This is a genomic window from Psychrobacter sp. Pi2-52 (genome assembly GCF_904846705.1).
GTDB lineage: Bacteria > Pseudomonadota > Gammaproteobacteria > Pseudomonadales > Moraxellaceae > Psychrobacter.
Map to the genome: position 1 here is coordinate 21,713 of NZ_CAJHBS010000018.1, position 17,706 is coordinate 39,418.

Below are 17,706 nucleotides of genomic sequence, written 5' to 3' on the forward strand. Positions count from 1 at the left end.
AAAGATCATCAAAAAGGGTAGCTTAATTATTAAGCTACCCTTTTATTTTGAGTGTCATTTTAGCATTTGTCTTTTAGATGAGTAATCAGAGTAGTCTTGTACTTCTTATCAAATCACGTCATTATCACTTTACTATAAACTGGATTGAGTGACGAAGATGTTGTATCTAATGGTGACCCAGTTGGGCTGGCTGGCTTTTACGATTTTATTGATCGTGGTGGTCGCGTTGTATACTAGGATAGCTCGAAAAATCGAGCATCTACGCCGTGATGTGACGAAACTGCAAGCTGAGCTTGAGCAGCAAAGACAGCGTAGTATGACGTCTCCGTCTGCACCTTTCGTCGATGGAAGCAATTACGCACGCAATACTACTACTGACGATCATGATCTTAAAAACAATGTTCCTAAAGACAGTGACGCTAAAGACCATAATGATAAAGAAATAGCTTTTGACTCACAACACTCTTCTCCAGATAATCAGCTGCCTGTATCACCACCACCGCTTCCTACCGTTGCTTCAAACTCAACCATACATGCAGCATCAAATATCTATGACGATAAATCTATAGACAATAATGCCTCGATAAATACGCAAAACACAGTGCCTACCGCACCGATTGAGCCAGATGAACGCTCACTACCTATCGTTACCTCGCTCATTCATTCAATCAAAAACTGGTTTTTCGGTGGAAATTTAGTCGTGCGAGTCGGCGTACTGGTGCTGTTGGTAGGTGTAGTGCTCTTGCTTCGCTTATTAAGCGAATATATCGAGATTTCGATTGCCACGAAGTTGATAGCAGTTGGCGTTACAGGGTTAGCATTGGCAGCACTTGGGTTAAAGCTGACGGCAAAACGATTTTCATATGGGATCACGCTACAAGGTGCAGGTTTAGCAATTGCGTATCTAAGTACCTTTTTTGCTTACAGTGTTTATGAAATCATTTCTAGTATCCCAAGCTTTATTGGGCTTGGGTTATTGTCTGCCATTACTATTGCTCTCGCCGTCCGTCAGAACGCCTTCCCTTTGGCATTACTGGCATTATCGGGTGGATTTTTTGCACCGATTTTGACCAGTGAAGATACTGGCAACTTGGTTACCTTATTCAGCTACTACCTACTATTAAACGTCACCATTGCCGTCATTGCTCACTATCGACCGTGGAAAATATTGAATCTATTCGGTGTGACTGTGACATTTGGCTTGGCATACTATTGGGGTATCAGCGAAAACCTGAGCGCCGTCATTGAAACGCAGCGCTGGGCATTGGTAGCATTAGTAACCTTACACTGGCTGCTTTACTTGTTTGTCGTCATTCGTTATGCCCAGCAAATCATCACCTATAATGCGCTAAACGAGAAAAAACTCAGTCATGCTGATAATACAGATGATACAAAGCACTTAGACAAAGCCCATATAGGCAGCTCCTATGTATTCCCTATTGATACGGGTTTACTGTTTTCAGTACCACTACTGGCCTTTGGCTTATTTTCTGCCTTATTAAACGACATCTCTAACGCCCTTACGATTACCAGTGCCATTTTGGCTGCGGTTTATCTTGGGGTGGGTTGGCTGTTCATCCAGCGCAGTAGACGCTATGCTTTAATCACCGAAGGGATGCTGGCGTTGGGATTAGGATTTTTTGCGCTCGTTATTCCGCTAGCGCTAGATGCTAAATGGATTGCTTTTGGTTGGTCCGTACAAGGGTTGGCGCTAGTATGGTTTGGCAGGCGTTCGCTGCGGTCTTGGTCGGTGTTATTCGGATTACTATTACAGCTCGTCAGTATTGGTATGCTAGTGATGACAGCGATATTCTCTATCGAAGACTATCCCGTTTTAGCCTTTAGTATTTCAGCGCTCAGTTATCTAGCTACCGTCTTTATATTACGCGCTAGCAACTCCCCTGCTGCGCTGATTAATAGCTTAGATAGCAGTAACAACCTCAATAACCTTAACAATAAAAGCGCTACAAAATCCTCGGTCATACAATCTCAATCCTCAGTCATACAATCACAAACATTGGACGGTACATCAGATACATTGACCAGCTATGCGCGTGCGCTGGGAGTCAGTACGCAAGCTGCACAGCAATGGCTGACATCTATCAATAGTCAGAGCCGCGTATTCAAATTCGTTTGGCATAGCCCTAGATTCATCAAATTTTTGACATTGACCGCGATAGCTTGGATGCTACAAGTACTGATGCTTGATTTGCATCATTGGTTTGATATCTGGCAATCAAGCACGACGGTAATTGCACTAGCAGCACTCATCAGCTTGATCGCTTATTGGGTCATCAATCGCTATCGTCCGTGGGCGGAAATTAGACAGCTTAGTCATGGGTTATTAGCCTTGTTCTACTTCATGCTAATACTGCAACTGCCACAAAAGTTTGAGCAGAATTTAACATGGGCAACAGCGGAATGGTTGGTGTTTGTAGGCTTAATAATCGGATGGTTGGTCATGGGTCAGCTATGGCTAAAAACATGGTCTGATACATGGTCTGATAATAACAATCCATCACGCCACACTGATGCAAGCTGGCTAGGTACGGGTATCTTACTTATTGCTGCTGCAGCGCATTACGGCCTACCAGACTCTGATGGCGTGATGGCTTTCTTGTTTTCAGCAGTACTCATATTATTTGGGTTATGGTTCAATCATCGTTATCTCAGACAAAATGCAGAAAATACATCAACCAATCCAGTTTCAAAACAAGGTCTGCTGTACTGGTTTGATTGGCAACAAGCATTATTAGGATGCGCTGCCATTTTTGCTCCCATTGCTTTACTGTGGGTTGTTCTTACCAATTGGTCTTATGACGGTATGATTTGGGGAATGTCTTATTTTCCATTATTCAACCTATACGACATCACATCGTGGCTGACACTATCGGTTGGTTTTAGTCTGTATTACATCAGCCAACGTCGCCACAATGAAACCGTTATAGAATCGGGTGCAACTGCCAAATCTAAGCACGTATTCAACGCTGAAAGTCTGTTAATTGTATTGGGGCTGATCAGCTTTTGGTTAATCTCCAGCATGTTGGTCAGAACGCTACACGCCTTTATTGGCACGCCACTTTGGAATGACTATCAAGGCGGTGCATGGCAGAGCGAACAAGTACAAACTGGACTGACAATTTTATGGACGCTCTTAGCCTTGGTCGCCACTATCCTTGCCAGCCGCTATTGGCAGCGCGCGCTTTGGTTTATGGGTATTGGATTATTAGGTATTGTCGTTCTCAAGCTGGTCTTGGTAGATTTGTCACAGACTGAGGCAATTTGGCGAGTGATATCCTTCCTTGGCGCAGGCAGTTTAATACTATTAATTGGCTATCTCGCCCCATTACCACCAGCGCACGAGGAAACAGAAAACCAAAATCAAGCATAGCGATAGATTTGGTCGAGTGAAATTGTCCCGTGAGCAAGGTGGTTCTGTAGTAAACTGGACACCATTAGAAAGTAAACGTTGATTGTTTTACTTTTAGCATTTTTTATAAAAGGTTATGAAAGCAGATGGATAAGAGAGCAAGTATTCAGTGGTTCCCTGGGCATATGAACAAAGCCCGTAACGAAATCAAAGAAGTCATGCCGCAGATGGATTTGGTCATCGAGGTCATCGATGCGCGGATTCCATATAGTAGTGAAAACCCAATGGTCGCAGCACTGCGCGGCGAAAAACCTGTTATCAAAATCCTGAACAAAGCTGACCTTGCCGATCCCGAATTAACTCAAGCATGGATGGATTATCTCGAGCAGCAAGATGGGGTCAAAGCCATTGCGTGCGATACTGAAAAAGCCAATGATGTAAAACGTATTATCGCTATCTGTAAGCATCTCGTACCCAATAAAGTCGGGACTGGTCGCCAAATCAAAGCGATGATTATGGGTATTCCAAACGTTGGTAAATCAACGCTGATCAATACGCTAGCAGGACGCGCTGTGGCGAAGACAGGCGATGAGCCAGCCGTGACCAAGTCACAACAACTGATTAAGCTCGACGATGACATCATGCTTTATGACACACCTGGTATGCTATGGCCAAAAGTTGAAAACGAAAACTCTGGTTATCGTTTGGCAGCGACAGGCGGTATTCGTGATACGGCTTTTGATTTCGCTGATGTGGCAAGCTATACCGCTGAGTACTTGATGCAAGCCTATCCTGAGCTGCTAAAAACTCGCTACAAAATTGAAGAGCTACCGAGGACTGACTGGGAGTTTTTTGAAGTGGCTGGACGTAATCGCGGCTGTGTACGCGCGGGCAATAAAGTCGATACTTACCGCATGTCTGAGATTCTCGTGAATGAATTACGTAGCGCTAAAATTGGGCGTATTACGCTTGAGACGCCAGCTATGACTGAGGCTGAAGAAGTCGTCGTCGCTGAGCAACGTCTGGCTGCTGAAGAGAAAAGAATTGCTAAAGAAGAAGAAAAGCGCTTACGTCGATTAAAAGCGCGGAAGAATCGTAAATAAATTGCATAAAGAATATTGGCTACTATGAATCCGTTAATACCCTCTGCTAAAACCATTCAGATTTATCTGCCAAAAGGTAACCCTCGTGGGTTGCGTTTGGCAGAGATGACTACGCGCACAGTAAGATTGATTGAAATCCCCCGTATCCACATTGACGATTTTTTTGCGATGCCCGATGCCAATCAAGTTGGTTTGTATTTTTTGATTGGTGATACCGATAGTGTAGAGAAGCCGTTACTTTATGTTGGACAAACTGGCGATCTTAAAAGACGTCTTAACCAACACGATGACAAAGACTTCTGGACACGGGCTTTTGTCATGCTTTCGACCAATAACTCTATGACACAAACCCATGCGCTATATATGGAACATAAGGCTATCGCAACTGCCATTGAGGTGGGACGTTACGAACTAAAAAATGGAAATAATGGTAATAAACCGCATACACCTGACCCATTAAAGGCTGATTGCGAGGAATTATTCCACACTCTTGATGTTTTACTATCCACTTTAGGACAGCCTATTTTCGAGTCCTTGGCTATTCATGATAGCCTTTATAGCAACGAGACTTATAAAAGCAAATCGACTGATTCCACCATTGCTAAAGTTACTCAAATAATCGATGAAGCTCCAACGAAAACTATTCCAGCTCTGTTTTACTATAAGGTAAAAGATGGTGATGCTAAAGGATACTATGACGACGATGGCTTTGTAATATTAGCAGGCTCTTTAATACGCCAAACACAAACGTCATCAGCTCCACCATTCGTGACTAAATTAAAAGAGAGTCTGCTCAGTAGCGGCAAACTCGTAGCCGTAAACGATAAAAGCTATAAACTCATTGAAAACCATTTATTTAAGACACCCAGTGGAGCTAGCGCACTAGTATCAGGACGTTCGACCAACGGATGGATTGAGTGGAAAAATGAATTGGGTGAGACTTTAGACAGTGTCTATCGATAAACTCTTACTTCTCTATAGTGATACTATCTATCCCCTTTATTTATAAACAATTAAGCCTCATATATTGTTAAATAGTTTTATCTATTTACCTTTTTGCCTAACAACTACAAACTCTATATATCCCTGTTCAACTTACAAGGAATGCTTTTGCCTACTCAATTCTCTCAATCACCTACTGCTATAAACTCCTTTGCCCCGCGCCTTCTCGATTGGTTTTCCGAAAATGGTCGTCATGACTTACCTTGGCAACAGCACCAAACCGATACGCCCAACCCTTATATTGTTTGGTTATCAGAAGTCATGCTTCAGCAAACACAAGTGACTACCGTACTGCCCTACTTTGCACGCTTTATGGCGTCGTTTCCAACCGTGCAGGACTTGGCCGCAGCAGAATGGGATACCGTAGCAGAGCATTGGGCAGGGCTTGGTTACTATGCGCGCGCACGTAATTTACATAAAGGCGCGAAGCAGTTGGTTGAGGTAATCGATAAAACGGGCGAGTTTCCGCAGACACTAGCAGGATGGGAAGCGATTTCGGGCGTTGGGCCATCGACTGCTGGGGCGATTATGGCGATGGGATTGCATCATTATGGTGTCATCTGCGATGGTAATGTCAAACGAGTACTGACACGTTGGGCGGCAATTGACGGCGATATCACCAAATCTGCTACCACCAAAGATTTATGGGCATTGGCAGAACGCCTAACACCGACAGAGAACTCAGGATTATTTGCGCAAGCTATGATGGATATGGGTGCGACATTATGTACCCGTAGCAAGCCTGCCTGCCTATTATGTCCATTAAAAGAAGACTGCCTAGCCCATGCGCAAGGGCGCGAGACTGATTATCCCGTCAAAGCAAAAAAGCAGCCCAAACCTAGTAAATTCAGTGATGCCCTGCTAATCGAAAGTGAAGATGGTGAGATATTGTGGCTACAGCGCCCTGACAATGGTATCTGGGGTGGATTATGGAGTTTGCCATTACAGTTTGTGGAAAAAGTTGATGGTAAAGCGAACACTAAGGCTACTGTTAAAAAGACGCTAGCTAGCGCTGATAAGCCATCAAACACAGTAAACGATGTTCGTAGTAATGAAAAAGTATACGAAGCAGAGTTTACTACTGCTGAGCAAATCATAAATGAGTGGCTCATAAAAAATGAACTGGTCGCAAAATCAGTTAGCAATACCTTGCTCGATGACGCCCCTATTAAGCATTCGCTGACGCATTTTCACTGGTATTTGACCCCACGTAAATTAACGATTGACGCAACGCAGGTAGCTGAGCTAAATCAAAAATTAGCAGCGGCTGAAATTGACTTTAAATGGTTAACCGAACAAAAAGCGCAAGACAGCCTAGGACTACCTCGCGCGATGGTTAAAATCTTAGAATAAAAATTGGAATAAAAAAAGCGACTCACTATTAATAATGAGTCGCTTTTTTATGATGATAATATAAAGATAACTAAGCCTACAGTACTCTAAGACTTTGGCACACGTAAACGCATGAGGCCTTCCTGTTGCACGGTAGCGACCAGTTTGCCATCTTGCCAAAACTGACCATGATTCAACCCTTTCGCATTAGACGTGGTATCGCTCCACATGTCGTACAGCATCCATTTATTTAGGTCGAAGTCACGATGGAAATGCATCGAGTGATCGATACTGGCAGCCTGTAGACCACTGGTCATAAAGCTAACACCATGTGACATCAGCCCTGTACCAACTAAATAAAAGTCTGACGAAAATGCCAATAGTGCTTGCTGAATAGCCACTGGCTGATTGCCCAATTCACGAATGCGTAGCCAGTTTGCTTGCTTAGGTTTCATTGGTTCTGGGCTAATCGGATTACGCGGCTTAACTGGCTTAATCTCGACATGACGGCGGCGCATAAATCTTGCTTTTAGCGCTTCTGGCACTTTTCCGACATTCTCTTCTTTTAAATCTTGCTCTGTTAGCAAGTCCTCTGGCGGTGGATAGACAGGCATGTCTTCTTGATACTCAAGCCCATCTTCCATCGGTGAAAACGAGGCAATCATTGAAAATATTACTTGTTCAACAGGCGGCTTACCACGTACTTCTTTGTACTGAATAGCCGTGACTTCACGTGCAGATAGACTACGACCATCACGCAATCGACGGACTTGGTATATCACCGGTTGATTGATATCGCCACCACGCAAAAAATACCCATGCAGTGAATGACAAGGTTTGTCTTTATCTAATGTATGCGCCGCTGCCATAATTGCTTGAGCGAGCACTTGCCCACCAAATATACGACTGCCCACATAGTCATGGCTTTTACCCTCAAACACATCAGGGGTAACTTCAATAAGCGCGATAGTAGCCAGCAGCTCATCAATCAGTTGTAGATTATCGGACATGACGATATGTTTCCTTATTTTTATCAAAAACGCTCAGCATCTGATGATATTGATGCCATATAGCCATCATATTTGAATGTAAAATAATGCGAGATCACTTGTTAAGATCTGTCGAAGGAGACCTTAAAATAAACATACAGACATCGTTAGCGATGTTATCACCGAATATTTATTTTTTATAGAAAAGGTAAACATCTTACCCAATATTGGTGGCTTTGACTAGTTACTGTCAGCTTACTCATAAGTATTGCTTGTCAGTTTTTGCCAGACAAATCGCAACTAAAGAGCAAAGCAAGCAATCTCAACCATAAAAAAACGAGATGTATAATAACACCTCGTTTTTGACAAATACGCCGATGTTTATGGCTTAACTGCTACGAGTACGCGAATAGAGTCCGGTACTAATGACAAGTTACCAAGTGCTTGCTCACCTTGAGCTTTAAGCTGCTCTAGACGCTCAATCTCTTCAGGGCGTACGTTTGGATTGATCGTCTGTAGGTGTTTTAGACGCTTGATTTCACGTGACCACTGCTGGCTAAAGCGGCTACTTGCTTGCTCCCCAATATCAGCAATCTGCTGACGAGCAATGTCTTCAGCTTCGTAATAACGCTGCTCAATCACATCGCCGCGTACTTTAATGACTTGGCGGGCACGGTTTTTGTCTAATCGCTCGACATGCGGCATAATCATCTCAGCACTGATACGAGCCGATAAATCACTACCCTGCTCACTGATAAAGACACGGATATTTTGCGTGGACAAAGTCGCTGGCAGATTGAGCACTTTTGGCGCGATTGCTTCAACACGGAAGTTCACCTCTAGCAGTACCATACCTTGCGGAACGGCGGCACTTTTTAGCATGGCAACTGTCGTATTACCAAAGGTGCTGGTGCTCGCTAGCTCATAAATCGCACGCATCAATGGATGCTCATGAGTGATAAACTCGATGTCTTCACGTTGAAGCGCTTGCTCGCGCTCAAAGGTCAGGGTCATACCGTCTTCATCACCAAGTGGCAAGCCATCAATATAATCACTAATCTCAGTGCTATCGATAGGCGCGATCACCCACGAGCCATCACGCTGGATGTTATGATCGATATTGGCAGACGCAAAGAAACGCTCAATAAAGTGCGGCAGCAAATTATTACCATCAAAGTCACGCATAGCATCAGCGATACGACCTGCGACACGCGGACGACATGAGTTGTACTCTAACAGGCGATCACGACCAGCTTGTAGCTGTGCCTCTAGTCCCAAACGTGTCTGTAGCGCCTCGTCAATGATGTTTTGCAAGATGACATTATTTTCAGCGGTATCAGCACCCTCAAGCATTGGCTTAAGCTCTTGGATATATTGCTCTTGTACGCTTTGTGCCGTTGGCGATATCTGATTGAACATGTTCAGCGCATCGTTGTACCACTGATACAGACGCTCTTGCGCTGTACCTTGTACATAAGGCACATGTAGCATGATTTGCTGCGTCTGACCGATACGATCTAGACGGCCGATACGCTGCTCTAACGTATCTGGATTAGCAGGCAGATCCCATAGTATTAACTGGCTTGCAAACTGGAAGTTACGACCTTCTGAACCAATTTCTGAACACAGTAGTATCTGAGCACCTTCACTATCTGCAAAGAATGCGGCCGCTTGGTCACGCTCAAGCAAAGTCATCTGCTCAGTAAAGATAGCTGTCTTAATGCCTGCATGCAGACGCAATACCGCCTCTAAACTCTCTACCGTCGCACCACTACGAGCGATTAATAGGACTTTTTGATGCTTAAGCTCACCGCGCAAAATATCAATCAACCAAGCAACACGTGGATCATCTTCTAGCCAGCCACCGTCTGGTTGGTTTTCTTCGCCCCATAGCTGCTCACGCAACTTGCCATTGGTTTGATAGCTATCTTTCCATGCTTCAGGAAGTGGCAATGGATATGGCTGACTACTACGGCCATAGAATCCTTTGACACTCTCACGAGTATTACGGAACAAAATACGACCTGTACCATGACGATCTAACAGCTCATTTAGTGCATGCGTTCGTAGTTTTTCATCTTCATTGATTGAGGATAGCTCTTCAATACTAATGTCTAGTAGGCTACTTAAAGCAGCGATTTGACCTTCATTCAATGGCTTTTCTTCTATTAAGACGCCAGCAACTGCTGCTGTTTCTGCAAAAGCTTCTTGACCATCGATAAACTCATCCAAATCATCAAAACGATCTGGATCAAGTAGACGCAAACGGGCAAAGTGACTTTGCGCCCCAAGCTGCTCTGGCGTTGCTGTCAATAGCATCACGCCTGGCGTTTCTTCTGCGAAATCCGCAATCAAGTCATACTTATCATTGCCGCCCTGTGCTTCATCCCAATGCAGATGATGCGCTTCATCAACAACCAATAAATCAAACCCTGCATCCATCGCTTGGTCGTATAAGTCTGGGTGATCGAGCAATAAATCCATACCACCAATGATACATTGCTCAGTGGCGAAGACGTTTTGTTCAGGATCGTGTTCTTTGATAGCCGCAGTACGTACTAGATCAAACAATGCAAAGTTTAGGTTAAAGCGACGACGCAGCTCAATCATCCATTGATACTGCAAACTATCGGGTACTAAAATCAATACACGCTCAGCTTTGCCTGTTAGCAACTGCTGATGAATAATCATGCCCGCTTCGATGGTTTTACCAAGGCCAACTTCATCAGCCAATAGTACACGCGGCGCGATACGCTTGCCAACTTCATGTGCGATATATAGCTGATGCTCGATGATATCGACACGTGCACCCATTAGGCCTTTTAGTGGATGGCCTGCTAGCGCTGACTGCATGCGCAAGATGTCTTGGCGCAGCTCATACCAGTCACCACGTTCAATACGGCCAGCAAGCAAGCGCTCAAGCGGCTTGGCCAACGTGATATTGGCAGCAAGGCGGGTTTCCATGATGCCGCGCTCGTGCTCATCGACACCATATTTAAGTACGCCCATCACCTCATCAACAGCATTGACCGTATAGCTTTTGCCATCTTGATCGTAGATGCTATCGCCCACTTTAAACACCACGCGCGATAATGGCGCAGAGTTTTTTGCGTAGACGCGTGTCTCTTCACTTTGCGGAAATAAAATATGCACACATCGGTCGTCAACATCGATGACCACACCTAAGCCAAGCTCAGACTCCGTATCAGATAAATAACGTTGACCAACGGCGAATTCAGTACTGTGCAATGAAGCAATAGAGGTAGTCATAAGGCGATGTCTTTTGTACTCAGATAATGAAATTTAGATAGCAATGGTAGATTGTGATAGCGGTAAGATTACAAAGAACATAAATCGTCAATAGACGCAAAATAAATGTCGTAATCTTAGTAGAGCCAGCAGCTCAGTCACACCATTATATAACGTTAGCGGGTAGATGAGTGCGTTAAGTTGAATTTTCAAGAGGCAGCTTGCGATAGCTATGATTTTATAAGTTATTTGATCGATACTATGTCAGACCAATACACGATTGTTAAATAATACAGATTATCCTATTTTATCAGCAGCTTATATCTATTTAATCGATATTTAGTTGATTCGTTTTTGACTAAAAATACCAACGTGCTACATTAAGCCGATAAGAAATCATGCGATAACCATTTATTCGCTAACTATTTATAAGACAACAATAAGTAAGGACTAGCTATGCAAGCCGTTTTTTTAGATAAAGGTACTTTTTCTGAAGGTATTGACCTGCCAGCGCCAATAGGTGTGAGCGATTACATCACTTATAACGACACGCCAAAAGACACGGCTGTCATCATTGAGCGCTGCAAAAATGCTGACATTATTATCACCAACAAAGTACAAATTGGTGCTGAGGTTATAGAGCAATTACCGAAGCTTAAGCTTATTCAACTGACTGCCACTGGCATGAATAACGTCGATCAAGATGCTTGCGATAAGCACGGTGTTGCGCTGTTCAATGTCGCTGGCTATGCGGTCAAAAGCGTGCCCGAACACACATTTATGCTCATGTTGACAGCTATGCGTGCTGGTATTCATTATCATCAAAAAGTCGCTGATGGCACGTGGCTGGCAAACGGTAATTTTTGCCTGCTAGATATTCCGCTGATTGATTTGGAAGATAAGACGTTAGGTATTATTGGTATTGGCACTATCGGCAAGCGCGTGACCGAGATTGCTCGTGCCTTTGGTATGACCGTACTGTGGGCAGAGCACCAAGGACGTGAACCACGCAGCGACGACTATACCGCGTTTGATGAAGTGCTGGCACGTGCGGATGTGATCAGTCTGCACTGCCCATTGAACGAACAAACTGAGCATCTTATTAATAAAGATACTCTGGCAAAAATGGTTAAACAACCGCTCATTGTCAACGTCGCCCGTGGCGGCATCGTTGATAGCCAAGCATTAACTGACGCGGTTAATAATGAGCAAATCATCGGCTATGCTAGCGATGTGTTTGAACAAGAACCGATCGCCGATAATGACCCTTTGCTCAGTATCAGCGACCATCCGCGTGTTATCTTTAGTCCGCATAATGCATGGGGCAGCAAAAGCGCTCAAGAGACCTTGTGGCAGATGTTAAGCAAGCAAGTGGCCGATTTCATCGACAATCATCATCAATAATTACCAAGATACTAACGACTGAACCGTAACCAGTCGTCTTTTACCTTACGATACTTAAGCATGATTCGATCGCTTAAATAGTTGTTGGTCACGAACCAAGGATAGCGATCGCCTTGCTTAGGTAGCTCGTCTTTGCCGCGTCTGACATAACCAGACGATAGCGAACCCATCACGGTATCTGCTTGAGCACAGGCTGTCATATCGTCAGTCTGTGCTTGTGGCATGGCGACCTGATAGCGGTTTTTATGCATATACCCCAGCAGCCTCACTACATATTGACAGGCCAAGTCGATTTTTAGTGTCCACGAGGCATTGGTATAGCCAAACAGTGCAGCCAGATTAGGTATGCCTTCTATCATGACTGCCTTATAAGTCATACGCGTGCCGATATCGACGGCCTGACCGTCGATATATACCGCTGCCCCGCCCAGCATCTGTAGCTTTAAGCCAGTCGCGGTAACGATGATATCAGCGTCGAGATGCTGACCAGATTGCAGCATAATTCCCGTTGCAGTAAAGTGACTGATTTGATCGGTCACTACTGTTGCACGTTTGTCCTGTAAAGCTTTGAATAAATCACCGTCAGGTACCGCACATACTCGTTGATCCCATGGATTGTAGTCAGGCATAAAATGCTTGCTATCAATGCCGCTACCTTTTAACTCTTTTTTCACCCCATTTTTTAAGACTGCCTTCATCACCTTGGGTGCATGAGTCGCAACTTTATACAGGCCTTGTTGCCGTAACACGTTGCGCGCGCGTAATACCGTATAGGCCTGCTCTTTTGATAATGGTGAAAACTTGCCAGATAGCCAGTCAATAGCATGGTCATCACCCGGCACGCTTGCCACATAGGTCGGCGTACGCTGCAGCATCGTGACATGACGCGCACACTGACCACTGTCTTTATCTACTAGCGCAGGTAGCAACGTCATCGCCGTGGCACCACTACCAATAACGACAACTTTTTTATCATCATAGTCTAGATTATTCCAGTGCTGTGGATGAATGATTTGACCGTGGAAATTCTCTTCTCCATCAAAATGTGGGCGATAGCCTTGCTCATAATCATAATAACCAGTGGCCCCTACGATAAACTTAGCAGTCTTAACAAACCTCTCACCGCTTGCATGGTTTTTAATAGTTGCTGACCACCGTTGATCCTCACTAGACCATGATATCTGCTGAACTTCATGCTGATAGTGGATATGTTCGCTCACCCCAAACTCGCGTGCCGTATCGGCGATATAGCGCTTGATATCATCGCCTGCTGCAAGCATTCTATAATCAAGCCACGGCCTAAAGTTATAACCAAAGGTCAGGGCGTCAGAGTCAGAGCGAATCCCGGGATAGGTAAATAAATCCCATGTACCACCCAAATCAGCACGCTTTTCTAAAATAGCAAAGCGCTGTGGAGGTTTTTGCTTATTAGTCGGTTTTGCCTGCTTTTGCTTTTTAGAAGCTTTATGACCAAATAGGCCTTTATGCTGCTGTTGCTGTAAACGGCAAGCCATGCCAATACCTGCAATACCCGCACCGATGATCAATACTTCATAGTCGGCTACTTTACCCGTCTTTGATTTTCTACCTTTAAAGCGGTTTTTGATAGCCTGTTTGGTAGTGGTGATATCAAGCATACTTCCATCCTTGTATTTGCATGACTGGCATTTTATAGCTGGCTTTAGAGCCGTTTATCGCATCTATTAACAGCAAGCGGCAAAATCTAACGATTTAAAATGGGCAGGGACTTTCCCAGTCCATCCAAGCACCCAGTACTGGATGCTTTAAACGCAATTGCTGTGCATGTAAGTTGAGCCTTGGGGCTATCCCTAGTGCGGCACCTTCAGCATAAATCGGATCGCCAATCATCACATGATCGACATGGACCATATGTACGCGTAGCTGATGACTGCGACCCGTGACTGGCTTTAGCATGACCCGAGTGACTGCCTCGCCATTACAGGTTTCATGAGCCACAACTTCATACAACGTCAGTGCATGCTTCGACCAGTCGTGATCGACGATATGGCGCGGTTTGGTACTTGGCTCATAGCGTACTGGCACTGATATCTCACCAGTTGCACCGACCTGCTCCCATTTACCAAAGACACGTGCTTGATATTTCTTTTGCGGTAGACGCTCGATGAATTGCTTACTGATATTGGTTTGCGCTGCTGCATTTTTTGCAAAAATAAGCAGTCCCGACGTGTCCATATCTAAGCGGTGAATCAATTTGACGGCTGGATTGGCACGCTCAAGACGAGCAAGAAGACTGACTTTGAGTGTTTTACCATCAACGCTCAATAGGCCTGCAGGTTTATCAACCACCCAAATGTCATCGTCTTCATAAACCGTAATCTCTTGTGCAAAATTTTTAAAGAACTCAAGCGGATAAGCGCTTTCTTGGGCATTGAGGGCATTAACTTCTTCATCGGTAAAAGGCATAAATTTAACTACTTATGTAAATTGGTTTTAAGATAAGGATTTTTGGCGGCTAATACTACAGACACGACAGCCATTTCAGGAACAACGGTTATTCGGATAAAAGGGCAAAAATTTGGCTGATTTTTAACGTTATTAATATCACTAGCTGCTAATCACTAGCTACTACGCAAACGAGGTATAAAATACGACTTATATCGCACTGAGATACATACTTTGATAAGGATAATCGTATTAAATAACAGATTAGACACGCTTGTGCTGCACCGTTTCGATTTATTGTGCTAATACTAGTTGTTAAACAATTTAACCAGCCTGTATCTGTCAAATTAGGGCAAACATGTTAATATAATGGCACATTTTCACCCCTTCTAAACAATTCTTTGACCACCAACTGATTTATTATTAAACCAATATATAGGTTGATGAGTGGTGATAGAAGTAATAAAACAAGAGAGATAAAATTATGTCAGACCTTATTGTACATACTACCGACACAGACTTTGATCAAGACGTTCTACAATCAGACGTACCTGTACTAGTAGACTTCTGGGCGCCATGGTGTGGTCCTTGTAAAGCCATTGCTCCTATTTTAGAAGATCTAGCGACTGAGTACCAAGGTAAAGTTAAAATCGTCAAAGTAGACGTAGACAACAACCCACAAGCGGCCAGCCGTTTTGGTATTCGTAACATCCCAACGCTATTTGTATTCAAAGATGGCGAAAAAGTTGACTCAGTAATGGGCCTACAGCCAAAAGCTGAATTGGCTAAAGTATTAGACAAGCATTTATAAGTTACATTTGCCAGCTCTAGACTATCTTGAGCGGGTAAAATAGAATAACCGAGAAAGCCATTATCTAACCAAGATAGTGGCTTTTTTGCTTGTTTTTTGTGCAAAAAACTCGATAATGTGACTTTTTTGGCAAAATTTATTGACAACGCTATTGTGAAGACCGTATAGTCTGCTGACAAGAGAAAACCAACTGTTTTCCTAAGTATCTTGTCGCTATTCTCCTCGTGTTTATCAACAAAAACACAATCGTCATTATAAACACCATTGCTGAACAAAATGACTAAACGCAATTACTGATATTGAGTTTTTGACGCAGACTCTTATGTAGCCTTTTTTATCCTTATTTCTTATTACCTTGCCTCCAATGATGGCAATGCGTACATAAGCAGACATATAAAACCAAAACTACATAAACTACAGCGCTGTGCACACCCATATCATCATATTACCGTTATTTTAATCACTGTCGTGACTTGTGCTGCTAATGGCATCTCTCATCTGATCAATTGCTAATGACCTATCTATGAATCTTACTGAATTAAAGAAAAAATCAATCGCTGAGCTATTGGCTATCGCCAAAGAAATGGGTCTTGATAATATGGCGCGTAGCCGTAAACAGGACATTATCTTTGCTATTCTAAAAACCCATGCGCGTAACGGCGAAGCCATTTATGGTGACGGCGTACTTGAGGTTCTTCCTGATGGTTTTGGATTTTTGCGCTCATCAGAAGGCTCATATTTAGCCGGTCCTGATGATATTTATGTCAGCCCTAGCCAAATTCGCCGTTTCAGTCTAAAAACTGGTGACAGTATCGCTGGTACGATTCGTCCACCAAAAGATTCTGAGCGTTATTTTGCATTATTGAAAGTCGGCGAGATTAACTTTGATACGCCAGATCGCTCACGTCATAAGCTTATCTTTGAGAACCTGACACCCCTATTCCCAACTGAGCATTTAAAACTTGAGCTTGGTAACGGAACCACTGAAGATTTGACTGGTCGTATCATCGATCTAATCGCTCCGATTGGTAAAGGTCAGCGTTCTATCATCGTCGCACCGCCAAAAGCGGGTAAAACGATGTTGCTACAGACCATCGCGCAATCAATCACTCGTAATAATCCTGAATGTTACCTCATCGTACTATTGATTGATGAGCGTCCAGAAGAAGTCACCGAGATGGTGCGTACAGTACGCGGTGAAGTGGTTGCTTCTACTTTTGATGAGCCGCCACAGCGTCACGTACAAGTGGCTGAAATGGTCATCGAAAAGGCCAAACGTTTGGTCGAGCATAAGCAAGACGTGGTAATTTTACTTGATTCGATTACGCGTCTAGCACGTGCTTATAACACGGTTATCCCATCATCAGGTAAAGTATTGACGGGTGGTCTAGATGCCAATGCTCTAGAACGTCCAAAACGTTTCTTTGGTGCTGCGCGTAACGTGGAAGAAGGTGGTAGTTTGACCATTATTGCCAGTGCATTGATTGATACTGGCAGTAAGATGGATAGCGTCATTTTTGAAGAGTTTAAGGGAACGGGTAACCAAGAGATTACGCTTGAGCGTGACTTGGCTGAAAAACGTGTATTCCCTGCGATTAATATCAAAAAATCTGGTACACGCCGCGAAGAGCGTCTATTGGACGAAGACAAACTACGTAAAGTATGGATTTTACGCAAATTGCTTCAACCGATGGATGGCGTACAAGCCACTGAGTTTTTGTTGGATCGCCTAAAAGAAGCGAAAACCAACGATGAATTTTTTGAGCAAATGAAGCGTAAATCGCAAAACTAATTTTTAGTTAGCTTGCTAGACATATTCAGCTTCGATTTGATATTAAGACTACCTATAGGTAGTCTTTTTTATGGCAGCATCAAAATATTAATAGTTAAGCCGATTAAACTATGCTGCTCTGTCGTTCACAGCCATTGCCGATGATACAGTACGGCAACATCGCTTACATCTCATTTGCAAAGTTTAGCGTTTTTACTACGACTATATTATTAGTAACGGATTATTATGAC

At 43.7% G+C, this 17,706-nt stretch carries 11 protein-coding genes; 7 read left to right on the plus strand and 4 right to left on the minus strand.

The window, feature by feature from the left end; translation table 11 throughout:
* The first annotated feature begins 157 nt into the window (after positions 1 to 157).
* The 4 genes from JMY00_RS10070 (at position 158) to mutY (ending at position 6,828) form a co-directional block, all read left to right on the plus strand.
* Entirely contained in the window at positions 158 to 3,391 is a 3,234-nt protein-coding gene (locus JMY00_RS10070) for a DUF2339 domain-containing protein (RefSeq protein WP_201580073.1), read from the plus strand.
* 125 nt (positions 3,392 to 3,516) lie between these two features.
* The gene (gene ylqF / locus JMY00_RS10075; protein ID WP_201580074.1) at positions 3,517 to 4,473 is read left to right on the plus strand and encodes a ribosome biogenesis GTPase YlqF; all 957 of its coding nucleotides are present in this window, start codon (positions 3,517 to 3,519) and stop codon (positions 4,471 to 4,473) included.
* A 24-nt stretch (positions 4,474 to 4,497) separates the two neighbouring features.
* Entirely contained in the window at positions 4,498 to 5,436 is a 939-nt protein-coding gene (locus JMY00_RS10080) for a GIY-YIG nuclease family protein (protein ID WP_201580075.1), read from the plus strand.
* A 141-nt stretch (positions 5,437 to 5,577) separates the two neighbouring features.
* Positions 5,578 to 6,828, plus strand: a complete 1,251-nt coding sequence (gene mutY, locus JMY00_RS10085; RefSeq protein ID WP_201580076.1) for an A/G-specific adenine glycosylase — start codon at positions 5,578 to 5,580, stop codon at positions 6,826 to 6,828.
* Between the two features lie 86 nt (positions 6,829 to 6,914).
* Here mutY and JMY00_RS10090 read toward each other — a convergent pair whose 3' ends face one another.
* Positions 6,915 to 7,817 carry an acyl-CoA thioesterase II gene (locus tag JMY00_RS10090; RefSeq protein WP_057761915.1) on the minus strand — a complete coding sequence of 301 codons (903 nt, stop codon included), beginning with the start codon at positions 7,815 to 7,817 and terminating at the stop codon, positions 6,915 to 6,917.
* Between the two features lie 360 nt (positions 7,818 to 8,177).
* On the minus strand, positions 8,178 to 11,066 hold the full coding sequence (gene rapA / locus JMY00_RS10095) for an RNA polymerase-associated protein RapA (protein ID WP_201580077.1): 2,889 nt from the start codon (positions 11,064 to 11,066) through the stop codon (positions 8,178 to 8,180).
* 435 nt (positions 11,067 to 11,501) lie between these two features.
* Between rapA and JMY00_RS10100 the strand changes: the two genes are divergently transcribed.
* Complete coding sequence (locus tag JMY00_RS10100) at positions 11,502 to 12,449, plus strand: NAD(P)-dependent oxidoreductase (protein WP_201580078.1); 948 nt, start codon at positions 11,502 to 11,504, stop codon at positions 12,447 to 12,449.
* Positions 12,450 to 12,460: 11 nt separating this feature from the next.
* Here JMY00_RS10100 and JMY00_RS10105 read toward each other — a convergent pair whose 3' ends face one another.
* Positions 12,461 to 14,086: an NAD(P)/FAD-dependent oxidoreductase gene (locus JMY00_RS10105; protein WP_201580079.1), complete on the minus strand. Its 1,626-nt coding sequence runs from the start codon at positions 14,084 to 14,086 to the stop codon at positions 12,461 to 12,463.
* Between the two features lie 94 nt (positions 14,087 to 14,180).
* Positions 14,181 to 14,894 carry an RluA family pseudouridine synthase gene (locus tag JMY00_RS10110; protein ID WP_201580080.1) on the minus strand — a complete coding sequence of 238 codons (714 nt, stop codon included), beginning with the start codon at positions 14,892 to 14,894 and terminating at the stop codon, positions 14,181 to 14,183.
* Positions 14,895 to 15,357: 463 nt separating this feature from the next.
* Here JMY00_RS10110 and trxA point away from each other — a divergent pair, with 463 nt between their 5' ends.
* Together trxA and rho are read left to right on the plus strand one after the other, a co-directional pair.
* On the plus strand, positions 15,358 to 15,684 hold the full coding sequence (trxA, locus tag JMY00_RS10115; protein WP_057761928.1) for a thioredoxin: 327 nt from the start codon (positions 15,358 to 15,360) through the stop codon (positions 15,682 to 15,684).
* Positions 15,685 to 16,207: 523 nt separating this feature from the next.
* A complete protein-coding gene (gene rho / locus JMY00_RS10120) occupies positions 16,208 to 17,476 on the plus strand; it encodes a transcription termination factor Rho (RefSeq protein ID WP_055125334.1) in 1,269 nt (422 codons plus the stop codon).
* Positions 17,477 to 17,706 lie beyond the last annotated feature (230 nt).

What these genes read in the sequence shown, in the direction of transcription:
- trxA (WP_057761928.1), top strand. Translation starts at nt 15,358, where the DNA reads ATGTCAGACCTTATTGTACATACTACCGACACAGACTTTGATCAAGAC.
- mutY (WP_201580076.1), top strand. Translation starts at nt 5,578, where the DNA reads ATGCTTTTGCCTACTCAATTCTCTCAATCACCTACTGCTATAAACTCC.
- ylqF (WP_201580074.1), top strand. Translation starts at nt 3,517, where the DNA reads ATGGATAAGAGAGCAAGTATTCAGTGGTTCCCTGGGCATATGAACAAA.
- JMY00_RS10080 (WP_201580075.1), top strand. Translation starts at nt 4,498, where the DNA reads ATGAATCCGTTAATACCCTCTGCTAAAACCATTCAGATTTATCTGCCA.
- rapA (WP_201580077.1), bottom strand. Translation starts at nt 11,066, where the DNA reads ATGACTACCTCTATTGCTTCATTGCACAGTACTGAATTCGCCGTTGGT.
- JMY00_RS10090 (WP_057761915.1), bottom strand. Translation starts at nt 7,817, where the DNA reads ATGTCCGATAATCTACAACTGATTGATGAGCTGCTGGCTACTATCGCG.
- JMY00_RS10070 (WP_201580073.1), top strand. Translation starts at nt 158, where the DNA reads ATGTTGTATCTAATGGTGACCCAGTTGGGCTGGCTGGCTTTTACGATT.
- rho (WP_055125334.1), top strand. Translation starts at nt 16,208, where the DNA reads ATGAATCTTACTGAATTAAAGAAAAAATCAATCGCTGAGCTATTGGCT.
- JMY00_RS10105 (WP_201580079.1), bottom strand. Translation starts at nt 14,086, where the DNA reads ATGCTTGATATCACCACTACCAAACAGGCTATCAAAAACCGCTTTAAA.
- JMY00_RS10110 (WP_201580080.1), bottom strand. Translation starts at nt 14,894, where the DNA reads ATGCCTTTTACCGATGAAGAAGTTAATGCCCTCAATGCCCAAGAAAGC.
- JMY00_RS10100 (WP_201580078.1), top strand. Translation starts at nt 11,502, where the DNA reads ATGCAAGCCGTTTTTTTAGATAAAGGTACTTTTTCTGAAGGTATTGAC.